Source organism: Micropruina sp., assembly GCF_047602085.1.
In the GTDB taxonomy this organism is placed as follows: domain Bacteria; phylum Actinomycetota; class Actinomycetes; order Propionibacteriales; family Propionibacteriaceae; genus Micropruina.
The window spans coordinates 333,297-358,632 of sequence record NZ_JASGID010000002.1 but is presented as its reverse complement, the minus strand read 5'-3'; the positions used below and the strand labels follow the sequence as shown (position 1 = coordinate 358,632).

Annotated in this window: 19 protein-coding genes and 1 pseudogene; 9 read left to right on the top strand and 11 right to left on the bottom strand. The window is 68.8% G+C overall.

The window, feature by feature from the left end; all coding sequences use genetic code 11:
• Positions 1–13 precede the first annotated feature (13 nt).
• Complete coding sequence (locus QM721_RS02465; RefSeq protein WP_415118644.1) at positions 14–1,309, top strand: DUF222 domain-containing protein; 1,296 nt, start codon at positions 14–16, stop codon at positions 1,307–1,309.
• A gap of 19 nt (positions 1,310–1,328) precedes the next feature.
• Here QM721_RS02465 and QM721_RS02460 read toward each other — a convergent pair whose 3' ends face one another.
• Positions 1,329–1,952 (bottom strand): TetR/AcrR family transcriptional regulator, encoded by a 624-nt coding sequence (locus tag QM721_RS02460; RefSeq protein ID WP_415118642.1) that lies wholly within the window; start codon positions 1,950–1,952, stop codon positions 1,329–1,331.
• Between the two features lie 100 nt (positions 1,953–2,052).
• On the opposite strand from QM721_RS02460, the gene QM721_RS02455 reads away from it, so the two are divergent.
• Entirely contained in the window at positions 2,053–2,973 is a 921-nt protein-coding gene (locus QM721_RS02455) for an NAD-dependent epimerase/dehydratase family protein (RefSeq protein ID WP_415118640.1), read from the top strand.
• An 18-nt stretch (positions 2,974–2,991) separates the two neighbouring features.
• On the opposite strand, the gene fumC is transcribed toward QM721_RS02455, so the two are convergent.
• The 3 genes from fumC to QM721_RS02440 form a co-directional block, all read right to left on the bottom strand.
• A complete protein-coding gene (fumC, locus tag QM721_RS02450; RefSeq protein WP_415118639.1) occupies positions 2,992–4,389 on the bottom strand; it encodes a class II fumarate hydratase in 1,398 nt (465 codons plus the stop codon).
• A gap of 225 nt (positions 4,390–4,614) precedes the next feature.
• A complete protein-coding gene (locus QM721_RS02445; RefSeq protein WP_415118637.1) occupies positions 4,615–5,106 on the bottom strand; it encodes a hypothetical protein in 492 nt (163 codons plus the stop codon).
• 341 nt (positions 5,107–5,447) lie between these two features.
• Positions 5,448–5,876: a hypothetical protein gene (locus QM721_RS02440; protein WP_415118635.1), complete on the bottom strand. Its 429-nt coding sequence runs from the start codon at positions 5,874–5,876 to the stop codon at positions 5,448–5,450.
• 269 nt (positions 5,877–6,145) lie between these two features.
• On the opposite strand from QM721_RS02440, the gene QM721_RS02435 reads away from it, so the two are divergent.
• Positions 6,146–7,141, top strand: a complete 996-nt coding sequence (locus QM721_RS02435; protein ID WP_415118633.1) for a cation diffusion facilitator family transporter — start codon at positions 6,146–6,148, stop codon at positions 7,139–7,141.
• Here the strand turns inward: QM721_RS02435 and QM721_RS02430 are convergent.
• From QM721_RS02430 to hemE, 4 genes are read right to left on the bottom strand one after another with little or no spacing between them, the layout of a single operon-like run.
• Positions 7,110–8,309, bottom strand: a complete 1,200-nt coding sequence (locus tag QM721_RS02430) for a ferrochelatase (protein ID WP_415118631.1) — start codon at positions 8,307–8,309, stop codon at positions 7,110–7,112. The two genes, QM721_RS02435 and QM721_RS02430, sit on opposite strands and share 32 nt — an antisense overlap.
• Positions 8,306–8,977: a hydrogen peroxide-dependent heme synthase gene (hemQ, locus tag QM721_RS02425; protein WP_415118629.1), complete on the bottom strand. Its 672-nt coding sequence runs from the start codon at positions 8,975–8,977 to the stop codon at positions 8,306–8,308. The genes QM721_RS02430 and hemQ overlap by 4 nt, the downstream gene beginning before the upstream one ends.
• Positions 8,978–8,993: 16 nt before the next feature.
• Entirely contained in the window at positions 8,994–10,337 is a 1,344-nt protein-coding gene (locus QM721_RS02420; protein WP_415118627.1) for a protoporphyrinogen/coproporphyrinogen oxidase, read from the bottom strand.
• Positions 10,334–11,443: a uroporphyrinogen decarboxylase gene (hemE, locus tag QM721_RS02415; RefSeq protein ID WP_415118625.1), complete on the bottom strand. Its 1,110-nt coding sequence runs from the start codon at positions 11,441–11,443 to the stop codon at positions 10,334–10,336. The genes QM721_RS02420 and hemE overlap by 4 nt, the downstream gene beginning before the upstream one ends.
• Between hemE and QM721_RS02410 the strand changes: the two genes are divergently transcribed.
• Both QM721_RS02410 and QM721_RS02405 read left to right on the top strand, forming a co-directional pair.
• Positions 11,423–12,760, top strand: a complete 1,338-nt coding sequence (locus QM721_RS02410; protein ID WP_415118623.1) for a glutamyl-tRNA reductase — start codon at positions 11,423–11,425, stop codon at positions 12,758–12,760. The two genes, hemE and QM721_RS02410, sit on opposite strands and share 21 nt — an antisense overlap.
• An 83-nt stretch (positions 12,761–12,843) precedes the next feature.
• A complete protein-coding gene (locus tag QM721_RS02405; protein ID WP_415118621.1) occupies positions 12,844–13,974 on the top strand; it encodes an AI-2E family transporter in 1,131 nt (376 codons plus the stop codon).
• 249 nt (positions 13,975–14,223) lie between these two features.
• Here QM721_RS02405 and QM721_RS02400 read toward each other — a convergent pair whose 3' ends face one another.
• On the bottom strand, positions 14,224–14,505 hold the full coding sequence (locus tag QM721_RS02400) for a helix-turn-helix domain-containing protein (RefSeq protein WP_415118618.1): 282 nt from the start codon (positions 14,503–14,505) through the stop codon (positions 14,224–14,226).
• 175 nt (positions 14,506–14,680) lie between these two features.
• Between QM721_RS02400 and QM721_RS02395 the strand changes: the two genes are divergently transcribed.
• From QM721_RS02395 to QM721_RS02385, 3 genes are all read left to right on the top strand, one after another.
• Complete coding sequence (locus QM721_RS02395) at positions 14,681–15,190, top strand: hypothetical protein (RefSeq protein ID WP_415118616.1); 510 nt, start codon at positions 14,681–14,683, stop codon at positions 15,188–15,190.
• Positions 15,191–15,285: 95 nt separating this feature from the next.
• The gene (locus QM721_RS02390) at positions 15,286–19,953 is read left to right on the top strand and encodes an ATP-dependent helicase (protein ID WP_415118614.1); all 4,668 of its coding nucleotides are present in this window, start codon (positions 15,286–15,288) and stop codon (positions 19,951–19,953) included.
• A 105-nt stretch (positions 19,954–20,058) separates the two neighbouring features.
• Positions 20,059–20,898 (top strand): TIGR04222 domain-containing membrane protein, encoded by an 840-nt coding sequence (locus tag QM721_RS02385; RefSeq protein ID WP_415118612.1) that lies wholly within the window; start codon positions 20,059–20,061, stop codon positions 20,896–20,898.
• Between the two features lie 327 nt (positions 20,899–21,225).
• Here QM721_RS02385 and QM721_RS02380 read toward each other — a convergent pair whose 3' ends face one another.
• Entirely contained in the window at positions 21,226–21,516 is a 291-nt protein-coding gene (locus tag QM721_RS02380) for a hypothetical protein (RefSeq protein WP_415118610.1), read from the bottom strand.
• 239 nt (positions 21,517–21,755) lie between these two features.
• Between QM721_RS02380 and QM721_RS02375 the strand changes: the two are divergent.
• Positions 21,756–22,968, top strand: a pseudogene (locus QM721_RS02375) (IS3 family transposase).
• 489 nt (positions 22,969–23,457) lie between these two features.
• Here QM721_RS02375 and QM721_RS02370 read toward each other — a convergent pair.
• A complete protein-coding gene (locus QM721_RS02370) occupies positions 23,458–25,335 on the bottom strand; it encodes a hypothetical protein (RefSeq protein ID WP_415118608.1) in 1,878 nt (625 codons plus the stop codon).
• Between the last annotated feature and the right edge of the window lies 1 nt (position 25,336).

The following is a 25,336-nucleotide window of genomic DNA, read 5'->3' as shown; positions in this document are numbered from 1 at the left end:
TATAATCGAACACATGATCCCCTCCGCCGCGCCGCTCCAGGGCACGGCCGCGGAACGCCTACGCCAGGCCGCCGACCTTCGTCGGCGAGCCGACGCCGAAGAGTTGCGCGCGTTGGCCGATCTGGCCGCCGAACACTCCTGGAGCACCACCGACGAATACGACGTGATCGGCGGCGAACGAGCCGTCCGCATCGGCGCCGACGGCAGCCGGCTCATCGGCGAGTTCCTTCCCATGGAAGTCGCCGCCATCAAGAAGATCTCGGTGGCCGCAGCCACCTGGCTGATCCGCGACGTGATCAACCTGGAGGCCCGCCACCCGGGGCTGTGGCGTGCCGTCCGCGCCGGCGACCTCGAACCCTACAAAGCCTTCACGATCGCCCGACTCGCCGCCGGCTACGAGCTCAGCCAGGCCCAAACCCTCGCGATCGACGAAAAACTCGCCACGAAGGTCGGCCGGATCGGCTGGCAACGATTCCTGCGTCTCACCCGCGGGCTGATCGGACAAGTCGCCTCCGACGCGATCGAAGCCGCCGCCAAGAAGGCGCGCGAGAGCCGCTTCGTGAGGTCAGCGCCCACCGACGAAGCCGTGGTGAGCGAATTATGGGCGAGGCTCGACACCACCGACGCCCAACAGTTGGAAGCCACCGTCCAGGCACTCGCCAAGAAGCTCGGCGACGCCGGTGACACCGACGAACTCGACCTGCGCCGGGCCAAGGCGCTCGGCATTCTCGCCACCCCGGGCCGCGCCCAGGCGCTGCTGTCCGGTTCCGGCGATCAGCGGTACCTGCCCCGCACCAAGGCGTACCTTCACCTCACCCCGGGCATGCTGACCGGCGAGGCTCCGGTGGCTCGTTCCGAAACTCTCGGGCCGATCACCAAGAACATGCTCGGCGAGCTGTTCGGCACCCACCGCATCACCGTCACCCCCGTGCTGCACCTTGATGGCGAGCACGCCGTCGACAGCTATGAGATTCCCGATCGAATCCGCGAAGCCGTGGTGGTGCGCGACGTGTGCGAGGTGTTCCCGTACTCGTCCCGCACGGCGCGAAACCTCGACCTCGACCACACCCAGCCCTACGTTCCGGGCGCCGGCAGCCAAACCGCACCCGACAACCTCGGGCCACTCACCCGCCGCGTCCACCGCGCCAAGACCGCCGGCCGCTGGCGACTCAAACAACCCCGAGCCGGAACCTTCTGGTGGAAATCACCCAGAGGCAACGAATACCGAGTCAGCCCAAGCGGCACCGATGACCTTTGCCACTGGTCGTCCCTCGAACGCAAGGTGGCCTGGTTGCTCGACAACAGGTAGCAAGGCCGGACGCCCCGGCTCAGATGGTCGGGTCGAGCCGATCCAGCACCAGCGCAAAGTGGGCGTCGTAGTCGGTGACAGCTCGGTGCAGATGACCGAAAAGCTCCAGGCTGATCGCGCCGAGCAGGCCTCCCCAAGCGGTCACACCGCGCAGGATCGCCTCGTCGGAGGGTTCGGCCCCCATCAGCTCGCGAAAGGTGTCGAGTTGCTGGTGGGCGCCGGAGGGCAGGGGGCTGCGCTCCGGCAGCGGACCGTTGGCGTCGAGGTCGTCGATCAGCGCCATCAGCACGCGGGTGACCCGAGCCGAGGGCCCAACGGTCGTCTCCGGTGCGGCGTAGCCCGGCACGGGGGAGCCGTACAGGTAGGCGTACTCGTGCGGGGCGTCGACCGCCCAGTCGCGCAGCGTAGTGCCGAGCATGTGCCAGCGGCCCCGCAGATCCTCGCGCGGGCAGTTGGCATCGGCGGCCTCCAAAAAGTCCGCGAGTTCGCTGTAGATGATCACCAGCAGTTCGGTGAGGAGATCGTCCCGGCTGGGGAAGTAGCGATAGACCGCGGACGACGCCATGCCCAGGTCGCGGGCCACGGCGCGAACGGACAGCGCGGCCGGCCCGATCTCGGCGAGCTGCCGGCGGGCGCTGGTCACGATCGCCTCGGTCAGTTCGCGGCGGGCGATGGCCCGGGCGGTGTGTCAACCTCAGTCGTAACGAGAGCACTGCTCCGTAGTGAGAACAGGGGACACAGAGATGACCGAGTCGTACGTGATCGTCGGAGCCGGACCGGTTGGCCGACAGACTGCCGAGTTGCTGCGAGACCGTGGGGATCAGGTCGCGGTGGTGACGCGATCGGGTCGCGGGGTGATCGACGGGGTGCGGTCAGTGGCCGCCGACGCGACCGACAGCGCCGCCCTCAGCAAAGTCGCCGACGGCGCCGCAGCGCTGTTCAACTGCGCCAACCCGGGCGACTACACCCGCTGGCAGGAGATGTGGCCGCCGCTGGCCGAGAGCCTGCTGGCCACGGCCGAGCGGACCGGCGCCCTGCTGGCGGTGACCTCCAACCTCTACCCGTACGGCCCAACCACCGCGCCGATGGTCGAGGGCCAACCCGACGCCGCAACCGACCACAAGGGTCGGTTGCGCGCGGACATGTGGACCGAGGCGAAGGCGCGTCACGATGCCGGCCGGATCAGGATGGTCGAGGTCCGGGGATCGGACTACGTGGGCGCCGGGGTCGGGGAGAACGGTCACATCACCCGACATGTTCCGGCTGCCAGCCGCGGCAAGGCGGCCTGGGTGATCGGCAAGGCCGATCAGCCGCATACCTGGACCGACGTGGCCGATGTCGCACGGACCCTGGTGGCCGTCGCCGGACGTCCCGATTGCTGGGGTCGGGTCTGGCACGTGCCCAGCAACGAGCCGCGGAGCCAGCGTCAGGCATTGACCGAGGTGCTGGCCGCCGGGGGCTACGAACCGGTCGCTGTCCGGGCGATCCCCATGCCGGCCCTGCGCGGTCTGGCGATGGTCAATCCGCTGATGCGGGAGATCGCCGAACTCTCCTACATGTGGACGCGGCCGTACGTGCTGGATTCCTCACGCACACAGCAGACGCTGAACCTGCGGCCGACCCCATGGGAAGAGGTGTGCCGACGCACCCTGGCTGGCAACTGACAGGTCGGCGCCGGTCAGTTACGCCGACGGGTGCGTCATGTCGCCCGGAACCACCCAGGCGTCGAACTGCTCGCCGGTCAGGTCGCCGGATGCCAGGGCGGCCTCGCGCAAGGTGATGCCCTGCTTATGCGCCTTCTTGGCCATGGCGGCGGCCTTGTCGTAGCCGATGTGTCGGTTCAGCGCGGTGACCACCATCAGGTTCGAGGCGAGGTTGGCGGAGATCCGCTCCCGGTTCGGCTCGATGCCCTCGGCGCAATGTTCGCGGAAGGAGCGGCAGCCGTCCGCGATCAGCCGAATCGACTCCAGCACCGCGTGCGCCATCACCGGCTTGTACACGTTCAACTGGAAATTCCCCTGGCTGCCGGCGAAACCCACCGTGACGTCGTTGCCGAAGACCCGGGTGGCGACCATGGTGATCGCCTCGCACTGGGTCGGGTTCACCTTGCCCGGCATGATCGACGAGCCGGGCTCGTTCTCGGGAATGATCAGCTCACCGATGCCATTGCGCGGGCCGGAGGCATACCAGCGCACGTCGTTGGCGATCTTCATCAACACCCCTGCCAGCACCCGCAGCGCGCCGCTCACCTCGACCAGGGCATCGTGCGCCGACAGTGCCGCGAACAGGTTGCCGGCCTGGGTGAACTCCAAACCGGTCTCGTCCGAGATCCGCTGGGCGGCCAGCGCCCCGAAGTCGGGGTGGGCGTTCAGCCCGGTGCCCACCGCCGTGCCGCCGATCGCGAGCCCCCGCGCCCGGACGTCCGCGGCACGCACGCCGTCCAGGGCAAAATCGAGCTGGGCGACCCAACTGCCGATCACCTGACCGAGCCGGATCGGGGTGGCGTCCTGCAGGTGGGTGCGGCCCACCATGATCACGTCGTCGAACGCGGACGCCTTTGCGGCCAGCGCGTCGCGCAACTGGGTCACCGGGGCGTAGAGCCGCTCGTTGAGCTCACACACCACCGCGATGTGCATCGCGGTCGGGAAGGTGTCGTTCGAGGACTGGCCGCGGTTCACATGATCATTGGGGTGCACCGGCTTCTTGCTGCCCAGTTCGCCGCCGGCCAGCTCGATGGCCCGGTTGCTGATCACCTCGTTGGCGTTCATGTTCGACTGGGTACCCGAGCCGGTCTGGAACACCACGAGCGGAAAGTGCTCGTCGAGGGTGCCCGCGATCACCTCATCGGCGGCCTGCACGATCAGCTCGGCGATGGGAGCGGGCAGTTGGTTCAGTTCGGCGTTCGCCTCGGCGGCGGCTTTCTTCAGCACCCCCAGGGCCCGGATCATCGGGCGTCCCCACACGAAGGTGTCACGGCCGATGTCGAAGTTGCCCAGGCTGCGCTGCGTCTGAGCCCCCCAGTACCGGTCGGACTGCACCTCGATGGTGCCCATGCTGTCTGATTCGTGGCGCGTGCTCATGGTGTCGAGCCTATTGCCGAGCGCTACCCCGCGGGCCGTAAAACCGCGAGGACCAACGAAGCGCCGGGCTTCGTTGGTCCTCGCGATAATCTCAAACCCTCGGCGCTCCCCCCGTCGCGCACAACCCCCCGGGCTTGGCCAGACCCTATCTCCTCCCGTGCCCCCACACTGAGGTTCCCAAAGAGTGGAGCTGCGCATAATTGCGTAATTGCGCACCCGCCGGTCTCAGCGGTTGAGCGCCCGCAACTCCCCGATGGGGAGCTGCGCCGAGTCGGAGTACGACAGCGGGAAGCTGCCCGAGAACCCGTCGACGCTCCAGTTGACCACCCAGTTCGCGGTAGCCGTGACCGTGTACGAACCCTTGGGCAGGGACGGCTTGGCGTAGGTGTGACCGCAGGTGGGGGACGGCGTGCCGGCCTTCACCGAGTCGGTGTACTCGGTCATCGTCGTGCACGTCACGGTCGAACCGTCACCCATGCTGAAGGTGGTCGAGCGCAGGTCGGCGCTGAGGTTGAAGGTGAGGCCCTGCGCGGACGCGCTGGTCGCCTTATGTCGCGGGCCCTCGGTGGTCAGCCACACCGGAAACCCGACGGCCAGCATCTTCCACTCGTTGTTCATCGGGTCGGGGCTGAAGATTGGCGTCGCATCGGGGAGTTGCAGGCGGACGGCGAGAGTGCGTGCCAGTGCGGATACGTCGACCGTCGCGCTTTGCGCCATGGGCGTTTCTGCGGGGCATTTGACCCAGCGGGCTCCGATGATATTGACGCGGAGGCTGTCTTTCTGGGCCTTCGCAACGTCACCTAGCTGGCACAATCGAGCAGGTTCTGAGGAACTCGACGTCTTCCTTGAACCCAATCCGCTACCACGTGCCCCCTTGCTCGTACTATCTCCACGAGCACACCTCCCAGCACTTTCTCGGTAAATTCCGAGCACCCCCCTGCTCTTACCCTTGACCGTGGAGGACACCCAGTGATAGCCAGTCGGGCAGGGTGCCGCTTCAGCCTTCACCGCCTCTCCAAGTCCAGCGATCACAAGTGCCACGAACAGGCACATTGACGCTACCCTTCGCACGATTCACGCTCCTCTGACTCCATTGCGACCATGCGCAATGATTTCCCCACCTCGCCGAAGAAGACCGTTTCATCGCCAATGATGCCTCGTGATACCACCTTCCCCTTCCGAAGAATTTTGCTCCCTGTCGAGTCAATACAGAAACTCATTGCAACCACAGAACCCGACTTGGTAATCGTGGGCTTGCGCGTGGCGCTCTTGATGGTCGCTCCAGCTCCATCGAGCTCGAGCTGACGAGCCTTGAAGTTCACAAGCTGGTCGAGGATGTCTTGCTCGACTTCCTTGCTTCCAATGACCGCTTGGAGCCCCGGCGTCAGCTTGTCCGCTCCACCAGCGCGAATCACCTTCAAGAACTCAGCCTGGTAGGTCCGGTACACCTGCTCGGCTTCGGCGTACAGCGCGTCCTGGGCCTTCATCGTCTGATAGTCCTGCTCCGAGCACGGTGCCTCGGTTCCACCCGCCTCGGGCGTGCACAAGAACGTCGGCGACGGGCTCGGCGCAGGCGTCACGGGTGCCTGCGGCACGCAGCCCGCCAACAGTGCCATGGCCACCGCCGCCGCCGCCCCGCCACCTCGCATCATCGGCCTGCCACCTCCAGGAGATTCCGGTCAGTGTTACACGGCAAAAGAGCCGATCGCCCTCATCTCGGCACTTATCCACAGCACTCGCAGCAATACTCACCGGCATGATGAACCGCATGGCTGACGACGGCATGCAGCAGAGCCGCAGCGCGCGCCTGCTGACCGTGCTGATCGCCTTCGCCGCGAACCTGTTGATAGCCATCGCCAAGACTGTTGCCGCCGTGGTGACCGGCTCGGCCTCCATGGTGGCCGAGGCGTCGCATTCCTGGGCAGACACCGGTAACGAGATCTTTCTGCTGATCGCCGAGAGCCGTGCGGCCCGTCCCAGCGACGCCGCCCACCCCTTCGGCTACGGACGCGAAGCATACGTCTGGTCGATGTTCGCCGCGTTCGGCCTGTTCGCCGTCGGGGCCGGGGTGTCGATCTGGCACGGCGTCCAGCAACTCAGGACCGCGGACGACAGCGGCGACTACCTGATCGGCTACATCGTGCTGGGCATCGCCTTCGTACTGGAAGGCACCTCGTTTCTGCAGGCGTTGCGCCAGACCAAGAGAGAGGCGAAACGGCTGGGGCTGCGTCCCTTGCGCTACATCGAACGCACCTCGAACCCGACCCTGCGCGCGGTCTTCGTCGAAGACTTCGCAGCCCTGATCGGCCTGACCATCGCCGCCCTGGGCATGGCGCTGCACCAACTCACCGGAAACGCCGTCTACGACGCGCTCGGCTCGATCGTCGTCGGTCTGCTGCTGGTGGTGATCGCGCTGTTCCTGATTCGGCGCAACCGGGAGTTCTTGATCGGGCAAGTGGTGCGGCCGTCGATGCGCAACAGCGTGCTGACCAGCTTGCTGGCCTTTCCCGAGGTCGACACGGTGACCTTTCTGCACCTCGAGTTCGTAGGCGCAGACCGGGTGTTCCTGGTGGCGTCGGTCGACCTGGTCGGCAATCCGAACGAACGCGACCTGGCCCGCCAACACCAAGCCATCGAAGACCGGCTGGAAGCCCACCCGATGATCGAACGGGCCCTGCTCACCCTCTCTGCACCCGCCGCGCCGCCACTGCTGCCGGACGCTACGGCGCGAGACCCGCGATGGCCGGCCTGAACCCCAGCCGACGGTTCTCGCAACAGCCCGGCCGGCACACGTCGTACCACGGTCCGGGCATGGTGACCGCGGCCCGCTGAGCAGCCGGACGCCCCTCGACACGCTCGGCGACCAGGTCGGCCAGGGCGTCCACGAACACCGGGTGGACGCCGGGGGTGGGCGTGCGCCGCACCCACAGCCCCGCCTCGGTTGCGGTGTCGACGGCCTCGGTGTCGAGGTCCCACATCACCTCCATGTGGTCGCTGACGAAGCCGAGCGGCACCAGCACCACCCCCCGGCGCTCGCGCAACGCCACGATCGCATCGTTGACGTCCGGCTCGAGCCAGGGCTGCTGCGGCGGGCCCGAACGGCTCTGGTAGACCAGTTGCCAAGCCACCCCCGGCGCCGCCTGGCTCATCACGTATTCGGCGACGGCCCGATGCTGAGCCGCGTAGGCGCCCCCAGCGCCGAGGCCGAGATCGTGCGGGCCCGACAACGCGGCGTCGGCGTTCGGCACCGAGTGGGTGCAGAACAGCACCTCTACTTCTTCGGCCACGATGCCGTCCGACTCGGCCTGCGCGATGGCCGCCAGCACCCCGTCGATGAACGGCTGAACGAACCCCGGGTGGTTGAAGAACGGTCGCACCTTGTCGATCCGCAACTCGGCCTGCAGACCAACGTCCTGCAACGCGTCCGCCCAGTCTTCGCGGTACTGCCGGCACGACGAGTACGACGAATACGCACTCGTGGGAATCGCGATCAGGCTGCGATGACCATCGGCATATGCCCTGGCCACGGCATCGTTGAGGTAAGGAACCCAGTTGCGGTTGCCCCAGTACACCGGCAGCGGCAGCCCCCGCTCAGCGAGCCGTGCCTCGAGTGCGGCGCGCAGGGCGCGGTTGTGCTGATTGATCGGCGAAACCCCGCCGAAGTGCCGGTAGTGGTGGGCCACCTCTTCGAGCCGCTCGTCGGGGATGCCGCGGCCGCGGGTGACATTGCGCAGAAACGGAATCACGTCGTCTTGGCCCTCGGGCCCGCCGAACCCCGACAGCAGCACCGCGTCATAGCGGGTCGGCACCTCGACGTGCTTCGCCCCGGACGCCGCCCCCGCGGTTGCGCTCGCCACCAACGCCCCCTGGTCGTAGTACACCCCGCTCGCCGCCGGCGGCTTGCTGCCCAGCGGGCTCACGCCAGCACCTCCGCGACCTGATCGAGGGCGATCAGCCGTCCGGTGAAGAACGGCACCTCTTCACGTACGTGCAACCGGGCCTTGGTGGCCCGCAGGTCACGCATCATGTCGACCAGATCGGTGAGTTCATCGGACTCCATCGGCAGCAGCCACTCGTAGTCGTTGAGGGCGAACGCCGAGACGGTGTTGGCGATCACGCTGCGAAAGGCGGCGCCCTTGCGGCCGTGTTCGGCCAGCATCGCGCGGCGCTCGTCGTCGGGCAGCACGTACCAGTCGTAGGAGCGCACGAACGGGTAGACGGTCAGCCAGGTGCGGGCCCGCTCGCCACGCAGAAAGCCCGGCACATGCGCCTTGTTGAATTCCGCCGAGCGATGCACCCCCATCGCCGACCAGGTGAGCGCCAGCCCCGACAACTCGGTGCTGCGTCGCAGCCGCCGCACCGCGGCCTGCAACGCCTCGGCGGTGTCGCCGTGCAGCCACAGCATCAGGTCGGCGTCGGCCCGCAGCACGCTGACGTCGTACAGTCCGCGCACCACGACCCCGCCGGCCTCGACTCCGGCGACGGCCTGGGCCAGCGACTCGGTGCCGAGCGACGCGTTCGCGGCGGTCAGCGGATCGCGTCGCAGCACCGTCCAGACGGCGAACCCTGAGGGGCCCTGCTCACTCATCGATCACTCCTTGTTCTCATGCGTCGTTCTCATGCGTCCCCGAACGCTGCAACAACCGGACGGCCTCCGCCCGAGCCTGGGGGACGACCGCGGCCAACCCGACCCCGGCAACGCCGGCCCCGACCAGCCCGAGCCGAGCGGTTCGCCGCTCAGTCAACCACTGCCGCGCAGGGGCCAGGCCGGGCGTTCCAGCGGTCAGGATCGACCACGACGTGCGGTACACCGCGGCCGGCGGCGGCACCGGACGACCCAGCAGGGCGACCGCGTCGCGGTGGGCCAGCCGGGCCAATTCGGCCTGATCGAGCCCGGCCGTCGCCGGCGCCTGGCCGCGCCGTCCGTACGACAGCCGGAGCACGTCTCGACCCTGCGCGGCCGCGCGCAGCCAGGCCCACTTCGCCGTCGAGTGGGTGAGCGCCTTGGCGACCACGCCGGGCACGCCGGCCCCGACCAGCACCCCGGTGCCGCGGGGCTCGTCGCCCCGCAGCGCGGGAGCGTCCAGCATCAGCGTGATCACCTCGACGCGCGTCGTGGACGGGCTGACCGGCGCGCCGAGCAGCCGGGCGGCCACGTCGAGCGGCACTGCGAGCACCAAGGCCGGGGCGCTGAGCTCTCGCCGAGAGGTACGCACCCGCCACGTCGTGCCCTCATCGACGACCGCCAGTGCGGGTTCGTCGCAGGCCAACTCGAATCGTCCGGTCTGTTCGGCGGCGCTCACCAGAAGGTCGCCCAGCACATGCATGCCGCCACGAATGCCATGCACCGCCGCGCCGCCCGCCGACGCCCCCGCCGCGGCCCTTTGGACGGCTTCGCGCAGCGGTACGCCACCCGCGACCTGATCGGCCAGCCCCGGAGCCAGCTCGGCCAGCGTCACCCGCTGCGGGTCGGTGGAGTAGACGCCCCCGACCAACGGCGTCACCAAATCGTCCAGCACCCGCTGGCCGTACTCGGCGCGCACCAGGTCGGCGAAGGAGCCGGCCCGCTCGGGGCGTCGGGCCGGCGGTACGTCACCCACCACGGCACGGACGTCGGCCGCCTCGATGTCGCTCGGCAGGCCGAAGACCAACCCCTTGGGAATCGGGTGCGCGCCGTCGGTGGCATGCAGCCAGGCCCCGAGCGGGTTGGGGTGTTCGATCAGGTCGGACGCCCCCAACTCGGCCAGCAGCGCCGCGACCGCCCCACCGCGCACCGAGTAGCTTTCGGCGCCCACGTCGAGGGCGAGTCCGTGCAGGTCGGCCCGGCCGAGCAGCCCGCCCGGCCTACGCCAGGCGTCCAGCAGGGTGACGCTCCAGCCCGCCCGGGCAAATTGCCAGGCGGCCACCAGCCCCCCGGCTCCGGCCCCCACCACGATCGCGGCACTCATCGGCTGTGCACGTGGTCGACGATCCGGGTGAGCACCTCGGGGTCGGTGTCGGGTGGAACCCCGTGGCCCAGGTTGAAGACATGCCCAGGCGCTGACTGACCGCGCCGCAGCACCTCGTCGATGGCGTCGCGCAGCACCGGCCACGGCGCACCGAGCAGGGCCGGGTCGAGGTTGCCCTGCACGGCCGGTCCGCCGATCCGGCGGGCGGCCTCGTCGAGCGGCGTTCGCCAGTCGACCCCCACGCAGTCGACGTCGAGGTTCAACTCCCCATAAAGTTCGCCGGCCCCGACGGCGAAATGCACCAGCGGCACCCGCCGCCCCTGCTCGTCGACCAGGTCGCGAACCGCATCGAAGGTGGCCCGCGAGGTCGGTGCCACCTGGGCGGCATAGGTGGCGGCCGGCAGCGACCCCGCCCACGAGTCGAATAACTGCACAGCGGACGCTCCGGCCAGCACCTGGGCGCGCAGGAAGCGTCCGGACAGCTCGGCGCACCAGCCCAGCAGCGCGGCCCAGGCCGCCGGATGCCGGTGCATCATGGCCCTGGCCGCCAACTGGTCTTTGCTCGGACGACCCGCCACCAGGTAGGCAGCCAGGGTGAACGGCGCCCCCGCGAAACCGATCAACGGGTCGCGGCCCCCGTGCAGCAGCCGCAAACCCGCCACCGTCCGCGCCACGGCCTCGGTGATCGGCGCCAGCGCCTCACCGAGGGCCTCGGCGGGGTGTTGCGCCACCAGCGCCTCGACGGCCCCGGGCGAGTCGACCGGCGTTGCGAACACCGGGCCCACGCCCGGCTCGATGTCGACCGGCACCCCGGCGAGCTTGAGCGGCACCACGATGTCTGAGAAGAAGATCGCCGCGTCGACGCCGTGCCGGCGCACCGGCTGCAGGGTGATCTCGCTGGCCAGCTCAGGGTCGAGACAGGCATCCAGCATGCGGGTTCCGACCCGCAGGGCGCGGTACTCGGGCAGCGATCGTCCAGCCTGGCGCATGAACCAGACCGGGGTCACCGCAGGCCGCCCGCCCCGGTAGGCGGTGACCAGCCAAGAATCTTGGGTGTCTGAGTTCAACGGATGGGTGGGGGCCAGGTGGACTACGGACACGCCCATCACCCTATGCCCGGGCATCGACCCGCACCGGCCAACCGCGCAATCAACCGCCGGGCGGCCGGGCAGGTCTATGCTGGCGCGGTGCTGTTGTGCCTGACTGCGAGCCACCGCACGCACGACTTCGCTGTTCTCGAACGGCTGAGCGCGTCGTCTGGAACGGTGCTTGCCGAGAAGCTACTCGCCTGCGACGGTGTCGCCGGCGAGATCGTGCTGAGCACCTGCAACCGCTTCGAGATCTACCTCGACGCCGCCGAAGCGGCTGTGCCTTTGGTTGAGCGGCTGCGCGGCGATCTGCGGTTGCTGCGCGGTGAACAGGCAGCCCGGCATCTGTTCGGGGTGACTACGGGCCTGGAATCGGTGGTGATCGGTGAGCCCGAGATCGCCGGGCAGGTGCGCCGGGCACTCAACCACGCCGAGAGTTCCGGCACCGCCAGCCCGATGCTGCAGCGGGTCTTCGCCGATGCCCTGCAGACCCGGCGCAGCGTACGCAGCCGCACCGGGCTGGGCTCGGCCCGTCCGTCACTGATTCGGCTGGCCCTCGACCTGGCCTCGCACCGGATCACCGACTGGACCGTCGTGCGGGTGCTGCTGGTCGGCACCGGACGCTACGCCACCTCGTGCCTCGAGGCGCTGCGCGATCGCGGCGTCGCCGACATCACGGTGTGGTCGCCGTCCGGGCGCGGTGACGAGTTCGCTCGCAGGCACAGGCTCAGCCAGGCCCGCGGCCACGCCGTCGCCGCGACGGCAGCGCGGGTGAACCTGATCGTTTGCTGCACCACCAGCCCCGACATCGTGGTCGGCCCGGCACTGCTGGACGGCTCATGCCCGGTCACCAGCCACGTCGCCGACCAGTGCCCGGTCGGCCAGGCCGAACAGCACACCCGCCGCCGGCTGATCATCGACCTGGGCCTGCCCCGCAATGTCGACCCGCTGGTGGCGGAGTTGCCCGGCGTCGAACTGCTCGACCTCGAGGCGATCAAGCTGCACGCCCCGCTGCAACACCTGGCCGTGACCGACGACGCCCAGGCGCTGGTCCGCGAGGCGGCCGCCGCCCATGCCGAGGACGCCGGCCCGATCGGCCCCGCCGTTGCCGCGCTCCGCGCCCAGGTCGGCGACGCGCTCGAGGCCGAGATCGCCCGGGTGCGGCGCCGCTACGACCCCGAGACGGCCGAACGCACCGAGGCCGCACTGCGGCATTTCGCCGGCGTACTGCTGCACCGTCCGTCGGTGCGTGCCCGAGAACTGGCCAGTTCGGGCCGCCGCGACGAGTTTCTGGACGGCCTGCACGCCGTATTCGGCATCGAACGCCCGGCCTGATCAGCTTTTCAGCCTGACCAGGCTGCACCCTGCGCGGCGGACGCGGCCCGCCGGGGTCCGCCCCACGTCATAGACTCAGCCAAGTGAGCGCTCAAACTCCCGCTTCGACGCAACCGGCCGAAGGCATCCGTATTCTCTACGCCGGTGCCGCCATCGTGGCGTGCCTGGTGGGCGTCTATTTCATTCGCGACGTGGTGGCACCGGTCTTTCTGGCGATCACCCTGGTGTTGACCGCACGTCCGTTGGTGTTGTGGCTCGACAGCCGTCGCGTGCCCAAGCTGGTCAGCACGCTGATCGGCATGGTCGTGGTCTTTCTGGTGCTGCTGGCCATTCTGTTCGCCGTGGTGGTGGCGATGATCCAGTTCGTGCAGGCCATTCCCAACTATGCCGACCGGTTCAACGTCATGTACCAGCAAGCCACCGAACAATTGCTCGCCCTGGGCGTGAGCCAAGACATGATCAACCAGTGGCTGAGCACCTTCGACTACACCCGGCTGCTCGGCTACCTCACCGGCGTGATGAGTTCGGTGCAGTTCTGGGTGACGTTCCTGGGCTCGCTGTTGCTGTTCGTCGCCTTCGTGGCGGTCGACCTGACCGACACCTCCGAGCAGCGTTCCAAGCTGGCGGCGGTGCGGCCCAACCTCGCCGCGGCCCTGCTCGACTTCTCCTGGCGGGTGCGCAAGTACTGGGTGGTCAACACGATCTTCGGCCTGTGCGTGGCCGTCATCAACATGGGCATTCTCACCTGGCTGCAGATTCCGCTGGTGCTCACTTGGGGCATTCTTGCCTTCGTCACCGCCTACATTCCCAACGTCGGCTTCATCATCGGCATGGTGCCGCCCGCGCTGATGGCGCTGCTGGCCCGCGACCTGCAGACCATGGTGATCATGGTGGCCGCATACCTGGTGGTGAACTTCGTCGCATCGATGGTGATTCAACCCAAGGTGACCGGCGACGCGGTGGGGCTGAACATCACCACCACGTTCATCTCGCTGGTGTTCTGGTCGATCATCATCGGCCCGCTGGGCGCCCTGCTCGCGGTGCCGCTCACCCTGTTCTGCAAGGCGGTGCTTTTCGACGCCGACCCCAAGACCCGCTGGCTGTCGATCTTCATGGGCGGCAACCTCGACAGCATCGGGGTCGAGACCGAGGCGGCGCTACCGGCGCGCACCGAAGCCGAGGAGCAGACCGGGGACAACGCCGGCCTGTCCTGACCCTTCGAGGGCGCTGAGCTCAGTACCGATCAACGCAGCCACCGCTGGTTGAGTTTGTAGAAACCCCCTTGTGCCAGTGGCATGTGTGAGGTCTCGACAAGCTCGACCGGCGGAATACGCGAGGTCTCGACAAGCTCGACCGGCGGAATACGCGAGGTCTCGACAAGCTCGACCGGGGGAATGCGCGGGGTCTCGACAAGCTCGACCGGCGGAATGCGCGAGGTCCCGACAAGCTCGACCGGCGTTTCCTCAGAACTCGCGGAGTTGCTCGATGAGTTCGAGCAGCGCCCGATCTTCCTCGCTGTACACCGGCAAGGGCTCCAAGAGCATTTCGACGTTCAGCGCCTTGAGCACCTGCAGCACCTTGCTGAACTCAGCGCCCGGCGTCCGGCCCTTCTCGAGCGAACTGAGCCAGCGCGCCGAGACGGCCGCCATCTCCGCGAGCTGTAGTTGCGTGAGCCCGGCCGACCTTCGGAAGTGCCGGACGGCCCGGCCCAACTCGTCCATGCTGCGGACAGATTCAACGGTCACGAAGGGTGATCGTATGTGTAGATCGCAAAACCTGCACATACGTTCCTATTTTTGCCTGCTCAGTATGTGCCGGGTCGGTGCAACCGCCCAGGCTTGCGGACGGGTTTGAGGTACCAGCGGCAGATCCGAGTGCACTCAAAGCACCCCGCGGCGGTGGGCCGACTACCCTGGCGGCATGCCTCCGCTCAGACTCGCGGCCGTCGGCCTGCTGCTCGTGCTGGTGACAATCAGCCTGGGCGGGTTCACCTTGTCACTCGACCTCCTGGGCTGGCTGATGATCGTGGGCGGTACCCACACGTTGGCCGAGGTGAACACGTGGTTCACCTGGTCGCGCAACCTGGCCGTGGCAGCGTTGGTGCTCGAGGTGGTGCTGTGGATCTCGCCGCTGCAACTGCTCAGCATCCTGGCCGGAACGCTCAGCCGGGTGGCGGTGCTGGCGTTCGCGGTCTGCCTGTGTAGCGCGTTGTTGCAGCGACTGGGCCGCGGCGACAAGGCGTACGCGGTCACCCTGCAGGTCCTGCGGGTGCTGATCCCCGCGGTCACGCTCGCCGGGGCGGCGGTGGCCGTGCTCGATGTTCCGGTCGGGGTGCCGGTGGGCTTGTTCTACCCGGTGCAGGTGGCCGGCACAGTGGTGCTGGCGGTTCTGATGTGGTTGCTGGGGTCGCGGCACTCGTTTACCCACTGAGCCCCCCCAGACCCGGTCCAACAGGTACGGACGCCGGGCCGAAGACCTCACCGGCCGCCAATCCTGTCCGCGCCGCGTGGCATTGTGGTCGGGTCATGGCAGGCGACGTCCTCGATCGGTTCTCCCCGGCCACCGCGAGTTGGTTCCGGGGCAGCTTCTCCGCGCCCACCGCGGCCCAGGCGGGCGCGTGGGAGTCGATCAGTTCAGGCCAGCACACCCTGGTCGTGGCGCCCACCGGTTCGGGCAAGACTTTGTCGGCGTTCCTCTGGGCGCTCGACCGGCTGGCCAGAGAACCAGCTCCTGACAAGCTGAAACGCTGCCGGGTGCTGTACGTGTCACCGTTGAAGGCGCTGGCCGTCGACGTGCAGCGCAATCTACGCTCGCCGCTGGTCGGCATCGGGCACGAGGCCGCCCGGCTGGGGTTGCCGGCGCCGAGCATCACCGTGGCGGTGCGTTCCGGCGACACCCCGGCCGACCAGCGGCGCACGTTCACGCGCGAGCCGTCCGACATTCTGATCACCACCCCCGAGTCGCTTTTTCTACTACTCACCTCGGCCGCTCGGGAGACCCTCACCAACATCCAGACCGTGATCGTCGACGAGATCCACGCCCTGGCCGGCGGCAAACGGGGCGCCCACCTGGCCCTCTCTCTGGAACGCCTGGACGTCCTGCTGGAACGCCCCGCGCAGCGGGTCGGGTTGTCGGCCACGGTGCGTCCGATCGACGAGGTGGCGCGCTTTCTGGCCGGCGGGCGTCCGGTCACCATCGTCAACCCGCCCAGTGAGAAGCGCTGGGACCTGTCCGTCGTGGTCCCGGTGCCCGACCTGGGCGCGCTCGGCGAACTCACCGACGACCTTTCCGGTCCGGCCGCCGGCGACCCGCGGCGCACCTCGATCTGGCCGCACGTCGAAGAGAAGATCGTCGACCTGATCGCCGCACACCGCTCCACCCTGGTGTTCGCCAACTCGCGAAGACTGGCCGAACGGCTCACCGCCCGGCTGAACGAGATCTGGGCCGAGCGATCCGCCGCTCCGTCGGTTGAGCTCGTCGAAACCCAGCTCGTCGAAACCCAGCTCGTCGAAACCCAGCTCGTCGAAACCCAGCTCGTCGAAACCAATCCGGTCGCAACAAGCCAGGGTCTCGACAAGCTCGACCGGCGAGTCCGGACGCCCGCGGAAGTCATGGCCCAGTCCGGCCAATCCCAGGGCGCCCCGCCACTGCTCGCCCGCGCCCACCACGGCTCGGTGAGCAAGGAGCAGCGGGCCCAGACCGAGGACGACCTGAAGGCCGGCCGGCTGCCCGCCGTGGTGGCCACCTCCTCGTTGGAGCTCGGCATCGACATGGGCGCGGTCGATCTGGTCGTCCAGGTCGAGGCGCCGCCGTCGGTGGCGTCCGGGCTGCAACGGGTCGGACGCGCCGGCCACCAGGTGGGCGCGACCTCCCGCGGGGTGCTGTTCCCGAAGTTCCGCGGCGACCTGGTGCAGACCGCGGTGATCACCGAACGGATGCGGACCGGCGCCATCGAGGCGCTGCGGGTGCCGTCCAACCCGCTCGACGTGCTGGCCCAGCAGATCGTCGCCATCTGCGCCCTCGACTCGATCACCGTCGCCGAACTGGAGGCGCTGGTCCGGCGGGCGGCGCCGTTCGCCGGGCTGACCCGTCCGGTGCTCGAATCGGTGCTCGACATGCTGGCCGGGCGGTACCCGTCCGACGCGTTCGCCGAACTGCGGCCCCGGCTGGTCTGGGACCGCAGCGCCGACACCCTGACCGGACGCCGCGGCGCCCAGCGGCTGGCGGTCACCTCCGGCGGCACCATTCCCGACCGCGGCATGTTCGGCGTCTTCGTCGCCGGCGAGGGGGTCGGACGCCGGGTCGGCGAACTCGACGAGGAGATGGTCTACGAGTCGCGGGTGGGCGACGTGATCACCCTCGGCACCTCCACCTGGCGGATCGAGGACATCACCCACGACCAGGTGCTGGTCAGCCCCGCTCCCGGCGAACCCGGCCGGCTGCCGTTCTGGAAGGGCGACACCCTGGGCCGGCCCGCCGAACTGGGCAGGGCGCTGGGCGCCTTCGTCCGCGAGCTCGGCGGACTCACCCCCGAAGCGGCGAAGCAGCGGGCCAGCGCGGCCGGCCTGGACGCCTGGGCGGCAGACAACCTGATCGGCTACCTGAGCGAGCAGCGCGAGGCGATCCCGCAGCTGCCCAGCGACACCACCATCGTGGTGGAACGGTTCCGCGACGAACTGGGCGACTGGCGGGTGGTGATCCATTCGCCGTTCGGCGCCGGGGTGCACGCCCCGTGGGCGCTGGCCATCGCGGCCCGGCTGCGCGAATCGCACGGCGTCGACGTCCAGGCCATGCACGGCGACGACGGCATCGTGCTGCGGCTGCCCGACGTCGGCTGGGCCGAGGAGGGCTCCCCGGTACCCGACCTGATGGACGCCGTGGTGCTCGACCCCGACGAGGTGTCCGGCCTGGTCACCGAGCAGATCGGCTCGTCGGCGCTGTTCGCCAGCCGGTTCCGGGAGTGCGCCGGGCGGGCGCTGCTGCTGCCGCGACGCCGTCCGGACAAGCGGCAGGCGCTGTGGCAGCAACGGCAGCGGGCCTCGCAGCTGCTCGAGGTGGCCGCCCAGTATCCGAGCTTCCCGATCGTGCTGGAGGCGGTGCGGGAGTGCGTCCAGGACGTGTTCGACGTGCCGGCGCTGGTCGAGTTGATGCGATCGATCGCAGCCCGCCAGGTGCGCACCGTCGAGGTGACCACGCCGCGTCCGTCGCCGTTCGCCGGTTCGTTGCTGTTCGGCTACGTCGCCCAGTTCCTCTACGAGGGCGACTCGCCGCTGGCCGAGCGGCGGGCCGCAGCGCTCACCCTCGACCCCGCCCTGCTGGCAGACCTGCTCGGCACCTCCGACGGTTTGGCGCTGGCCGACCTGCTCGATCCCGACTCGCTGACCCGGACGGAATCCGAGCTGCAGCACCTGGCGGAGGGACGCCGGGCCCGCGACAGCGAAGACCTGGCCGACCTGATCCGGATGCTCGGTCCGCTCGACCTGCCCGGACTGCAGGCCCGCAGCAGCGAACCCGACCAGGTGCCGCATTGGCTGGTCGGGTTGACCGAGCAGCGCCGGGTGATCGAGGTGCGCATCGCCGGCGGCACCCGGTGGGCGGCCGTCGAAGACGCCGGACGGCTGATCGACGCGCTGGGCGTCAGCGTTCCGGTCGGCGTCCCCGAGGTGCACCGGGCTCCGGTGCCCGACCCGCTGGGGGATCTGGTGCTGCGTTGGGCCCGCGGCCACGCCCCGTTCCTGGCCGGCGACGTGGCCGGCTGGCTCGGCCTCGGGCCGGCGGTGGTGCACGACGTGCTGCGCCGGCTGGTCGCTGAGGGACGGCTGGTCGAAGGCGACCTGCGACCACCCGGCTGGCTACCGCCGTCCTCGCTGGTCGAGCGTGTCGAGCTCACGTCGGCCGAGCCTGTCGAGACCCTGGTTTCGACACGCTCAACCAGCAACGGCGGTCTCAGCTACTGCGACCCTGGCGTGCTCCGCGTACTCCGGCGCCGTTCGCTGGCAGCGCTGCGCAACGCGGTCGAACCCGTCCCACCCCGCCAGTTCGCCCGCTTCCTCAGTCAATGGCAGGGGCTGCGAACGCCGCTGTCCGGCACCGCGGGGGTGCTGTCAGCGATCGAGCAACTGGCCGGTTACCCGGTACCGGCCAGCTCACTGGAGTCGCTGGTCCTGCCGGCCCGGGTGCGCGACTACCGGCCGGCGATGCTGGACGAACTGCTCGCCGCGGGCGAGGTGGTCTGGCAGGGCGCCGGTGCGCTGGCCGGGACGGACGGCTGGGTCAGCCTGCACCCGGCCGAGCTGGCGCCGCTGACCCTGCGCCCGCCCGGCGAGGTGCCCGGTGAACTGGCCGGGCGGCTTCTCGAAGCGCTGGCCGGTGGCGGCAGCTATCTGTTCCGCACCCTCGGCGAACGTGTCGAGACCACCGACACCGAACTCAGCGAGGCGCTGTGGCAGTTGGTCTGGGCCGGTCACCTCAGCAACGACACCCTGGCACCGCTACGGGCCCTGTTGAGCGGTGGCCGGGCCAGCCTGAAGGCCCGACCGGCGCCCGCCCGCGCTCGGTTCGGACGCCGGCACCTCCCCCGCGGCCCACTACCGCGGCCGTCAGGCCCGCCCGAGGCGTCCGGACGTTGGGCGCTGCTGCCCGACGTCGAGACTGACCCGACGGTGCTGGCCGCCACCCGCGCCGAGGCGCTGCTCGACCGGTACGGCGTGGTCACCCGCGGCAGCGTCGCCAACGAAGAGGTGACCGGCGGGTTCGCCGGCGCCTACCGGGTGTTCAGCGCGCTGGAGGAAACCGGCCAGGTGCGCCGCGGCTACTTCGTGGAGGGCCTGGGTGCCGCCCAGTTCAGCGACCGGCACGCCATCGACCTGCTGCGCGAGACCCCGTCCGCGCCGGGCGCGATGGTGTTGGCCGCCACCGATCCGGCCAACCCGTACGGCGCCGCCCTGCCCTGGCCCGCGCGGGCCGAGGGCACCAAACATCAGCCCGGACGCAAGGCGGGCGCCCTGGTCGTGCTCGCAGACGGCGACCTCACCCTCTACGTCGAGCGGGGCGGCCAGCACGCTGCTCTCGTTCACCGACGACGCCGACTCGCTCTCTGCGTCCGCGCAGGCGCTCGCCGAAGCAGTGCGCGCCGGTGTGCTCGGCAAGCTGACGGTCGCCAAGATCGACGGCGCCGACGTGCTCGGCTCTGATCATGCACTGGCTGAGGCCCTGGCCGCAGCCGGTTTCCGATTGACCCCGCAGGGTCTGCGGCTGCGCCGGTAGGGCAGAACCTCCGATGTGGTCGAATACCCGACATGACCGCATCGTTGTGGGCGACGGTCGGGGTCTCCGTCGTCGGGATCTGCGCCGGGATCGCGATCTGGCTGATCTCCCGGATTCCGCAACCCGAGGACGCCCGGGGTGAGCTTGACCGCGGCCTGGAGCTCATCGAGATCGCCATGATCAGCGGCGGCACGGCGCGCGCGGTCGACGCCCAGGTGGTCGACCTGGTCGAACGCGGGCTGCTGTGCGCCGACGGCGGCCGATTGTCCGTTTCGGGACTGCCTGCTCCCGAGGGGGACTACGTCAACGCCATCACGCTCAACACTGTGGTTGAGGGTGCCGACAGCCTCGATTCGCTGCGCGGCGGGGTGGGCGAGTTCGGCCGTTTCACCACCCTGCTGCGGCTCACCCGGCGCCGGCTGATCGTCTCACCGGACCGGGTGGAGGTGGCGCCGGCCATGCTGTGGGCGCCGACGATGGCCGTGCTGTTCCTGTGCGCCATCGGCGGGATGCTCGCCCAAGGCACCGAGGTGCCCGAGCTTCCGCGCTGGGTGGCCCCTGTCGTCTCGATCGGGGCGTGCGTCGTCGTCCCCTTGGTCCAGTTGTGGCTGTGGTGCCTGCAGCCCGGCTACCGCGGGCCGGATCCGCGATCGCGGCTGGGCCGCGACGTCATCGACGAACTCGCCGCCGGGGTGGGTCCGGAGACCTCCCAAGCACAGCGGGTGGCGATCGGCGGGTTCGCGGCGATGACCGATCCGGCGCTGCGGCAGGCGATCATGGGTTCGGCGTCCGACAGCAAGTGGGACGCCCGGCCGTGGCGCAAGCGAGTGTTCAGGGCGAACGCCGAGAATCGCTACCTATGGACGCCCTGACCCGCTGCGGAGCTGGGAGAACTGTGATCGACGGCGCCTGCAAACACCGGACCCGACTTTCTGCAAACATCGGCCTAGGATTCCTGCACACATCGGCCTAGAACACCTGCAAACATCGGCATTGCGGTACCGTGGCCCAACCCTCACCACCGATGACGGCACCGTCACCTGTCCGTTCAGCGCGCTCGCACCGTAGTCGCGACCGCCGCATAGAGTGAGGCGATGGTGCAGCCCGTCGGCCGTTGCGTACTCACCACCGGACGTGCCCGATTCGGGAACCGCTATGCCCGAGGGTGACACGGTCTGGCGTTCTGCACAGCGCCTCCATCAGGCGTTCGCGGGCGAGCCGCTGACCCGCAGCGACCTGCGCTGGCCAGGGATCTCCGCCCTCGACTTCACCGGTGCCACCACGCTCGAGGTGGTCAGCCGCGGCAAGCACCTGCTGCATCGGGTCGATTCCGGGCCCGCTGGGCGGCGTCGGGTCAGCGCCTCGGCATGCTGGACGTCGTCCGCACCGAGGATGAACACGCCCTGGTCGGCCATCTCGGCCCGGACGTCCTCGGCCCCGACTGGGACGCCGCACTCGCCGCGACCAAGCTGGCGGCCCGCGCAACTCATCGATCAGGGATTCTTGAGCGTCGAGCAACGCGGAAGGCACCCGGCCAACGCGCTGAAATTTCCTGCCTCGATCCACTGGTTGCGAATCGAAGACGTCCTTCGAGGTGCAGCCGCTTCTGGGCAACTCGCCATCTGGCTGCGGCAACCCGGCTATCACGGCCCAGACCCTGAGGTTGACCCCGTAACCCGGACACCGTCTTGGCGGGTTCCCTTGTCGGAGACCGCCGGAGAGGATGTCCTTGATGGGAACTTCGAAGAAGCGGAAGAGTTACACCCCGGAGTATCGGCGTGAGGCTGCGCATCTGGTGATCGACACCGGCCGCACGATCGCGGCGGTCGCGGCCGAGATCAACGTGGGTGCGCAGCTGTTGGGCCGTTGGGTCCAGGCCGAGCGGGACCGGATCGGTGCGCCGCCGGAGGCGCCGTTGGACGTGTCGGAGCGGGCCGAGCTGGAACGGCTGCGGCACGAGAACACCGAACTGCGGATGGACAACGAGTTCCTGGGAAAAGCCGCAGCCTTCTTCGCGGCGAAGAACACTCCCGGCAGGAGTGCTTCGAGGTGATCGACGCGGAGAAGGCGAACTACACGATCAGCCGGATGTGCCGGCTGCTCGGGGTTGACCGGCGCCGCTACTACGAGTGGTGCAAGCGTCGTCGCGGCGGCCCGACTCGCGCCGAGCAGCGGCGGGCCGAGCTGACCGGCAAGATCGTCGAGTTCCACAAGGCTTCCGATCACACGTATGGGGCGCCGAGGATCCGCGCCGACTTGCAGGAGGCTGGGGAGACGGTGTCGCGCAAGACGGTCGCGAAGCTCATGCGGCAAGCCAAGATAGCCGGGATCAGTCCCGGACCTGGCATCCGCCGACCACGGTGCCCGGCCCGAACCCCGACCCGGCACCGGACCTGGTCAAGCGCCACTTCGACAAGGGACACCGCGATGTCGCCTGGTTCTCCGATATCACCTACCTGTCCACTGGCGAGGGCTGGGCCTACCTGTGCGCGGTCCGTGACGGCCACACCCGCCGGGTCCTGGGCCGTGTCATCGCCGACCACCTGCGGGCCGATCTCGTCGAGGACGCGCTGCGTCAGGCCGTCGCTCTGCGCGGTGAGCTGCCCGGGAAGGTGATCTTCCACGCCGATAGGGGCTGTCAGTACACCAGCCAGCAGATCGCCGAGGTGGCCGGCCAGCTCGACCTGCTGCGCTCGATGGGACGCACCGGGGTGTGCTGGGACAACGCGGCAGCCGAGTCGTTCTGGTCGACGCTGAAGAACGAGTACTACCACCGGCACGTGTTCGCCACGATCGTCGAGGCCCGCCGCGGCGTCTATGCCTGGATCGACGGGTTCTACAACGCCCGCCGGCGCCACTCCAAGACCGGCTACCTCAGCCCACTACAGTACGAACACCACCTGGCCCGACAGACCGACCAGCCGGCCCTCCAGGCCGCCTGACCAAACAACCACCTGTCCGGATTTTGGGGTCAACCTCAACCCGCGGTCGCGGGCCTGGAGGTCATCGACGGACTCGCCGCCAGGATCGTCCCCAATACCACCCAGGCACACAGCCGGTCGCGATCGGCGGCTTTGCCACGATGACCGATCCAGAACTCCGTCGCGCGATCATCGGCAGTGCTTCCAGCAGCGCGTGGGACGCCCGGCCGTGGCGAAAACGGACGTTCAAACAGAACGCCGAAAACCGATATGCGTGCAGCGTCCCGGGAACGCTGATTCTTCACTGGTCCAGCTTGTCGAAGCCTCAGAGGGAGTGCTCCCACTAGGGGTTTCGACGTAGCTCAACCAACGCTGGTCGAGCTTGTCGAGACCTCAGACATGCCGCTATGGCAAGGGTTTCGACGTAGCTCAACCAACGCTGGTCGAGCTTGTCGAGACCTCGGATATGCCGCTGTGGCAAGAGTTTCGACAAGCTCAACCAACGCGGAACTACGAAATCTTGAACTTCACCGACACCGAACCCTCGACCACGCCGGGGCCGGTGAAAACCTTGCGCGAGGTGGTGGTGCTGCTCTTGCGCGAGTAGCTGAATGTCTGCGTCACCCGGTCATTGGGTCGTACCGAGGCGAGTTGGTCGATCAGGTCGTCAAAGCTTGAGGCAGCCGGCACATACAGGTCATCGCAGTCCTCTTCCTCAATGTCGCAGCCGGATTCGTCCGAGGGTGACGAGTAGCGCAGCAAGCCCGTCTTGATGGCCTTGCTCGACAGCGTGACCGACCGGGCCGGCCCAGCCACAGTGACCTTGCCCGCCTTGCCGTTGACGGTGAGCCGGTAGAGCGGACGCACTGCGTACGTGCCGCCGTGCTTCAGCGTCTTGCCCGACAGGCTCACCCAGGTGAAGCCCTTGCGATACTGCACCCCACTGGGCTGGTAGCTCAATGCGTCAGCGCTGACCAGCGTCACTTTCATGGTGATGCCGGTGATCTCAAGATCGGTGAAACCGTTGTACAGCAGGGCATACACGTCATTACCCACGTCGTAGGCCGGGTAGGCCGCCACCACGTCGGTCGCCGCGTAGCTCTGCCGCTTCTTCAGGCTGCCGGTGACCCCGTCCGAGGTGCGGTAGTTGATCGTCCAGGAGAACCGCAGCGTGCCTGCGTACAGGTTGTCGAGGTCTTCGATCACGGCATTGCCCACCAGGTTGGCGGCCACGTCCGGGCCGGCATCGGGCAACACCACCGTTGAACTGCGCTGCTGGACCACCTTGCCGCCGGCGTTGTGCACCGTGAGCGAGACGGGGTAGCCGGTCACCGCGCCAGCCGACCCTTTGATACCCGCGAGCCGATCCTGGGTAAACATGCCCAGTGGGCTGCCGATCGTGGTGACCTGCTTGTACGAACCGATGATGCCGGTGGCGTCCGGCACGATCAGCGCGGCACTGGCGTTGGCCATGGCCAGCGTGGTCTTGCCGGCGAAGTCCATCGGGTGCCCGAAGGCCCACACGTCGCTGCCGCAGATGGCGGTCACCGTACCGATGGCACCCATCAGCCCGTCACCGGTGCTGTATACCGCGGCGACGTTGCCGCCGGCCACCAACGGCCGGCCGACCGCGTCGCCGACCCTCTTCTTGACACCGACCGCGTTGAACGCCTTGGTGCGCAGCCGGGCCGCGGCAGGGCTGCTGTTCTTGGGCACCCGGGCGAGCAGCGCGTTGGTCAGCTTGCTGCCTTGGGCCGAACCGACCGCGACGTTGGCCAGACCCACCTGGCGCAGTGCGGTGGCGCTGCCCAGCGCCTCGGTCTGCGCGCTGGTCTTTCGGCCGGACGCCGGCGTTAGGTTCTGCCGGTTCACCCCGACGGTCAGCGGGGCGTCGGCCAGTGTCGATCCGATCTTCTTCATGTACTCGGCGGGCGTCACCCCGGCCACCGGCAGGTTGTCGTAGTTGAGGCTGTACGACACGGCACCGATCAGCGAGCCGTCGGCGGCATAGACCGGCGAACCCGACATTCCGGCCCAGATGCCAGCCGGCTTCAGGCCGGCGGTGCCGTCGATCACCGGGCTGCTCAACTGGAACAACAGCAGGTCTTTGCCGACACCCAGCCCGTCGGCGATGTAGCCGAGGTAGCTTCCGGAGAAACCGGTCGGCGTGGTGCCCTGGGTCACACTGAGGCCGGTCACCGCCGTGCCCGCGGGGTACGCCTCGACCTTGGCGACGGTGGCCATCGGGGTGCTGCCGTCGGCGCAGAAGGCCGCCGTCGCAGCCCTGGCCTGGGTGGACGCCGCGGCGCTGCCGGTGGCGATCAATGCGGCTGTTGCCGCGAAGCAGACGCCCGCTCGTAAGCAGGATCGTAGGGTCGGTAGCTGCATC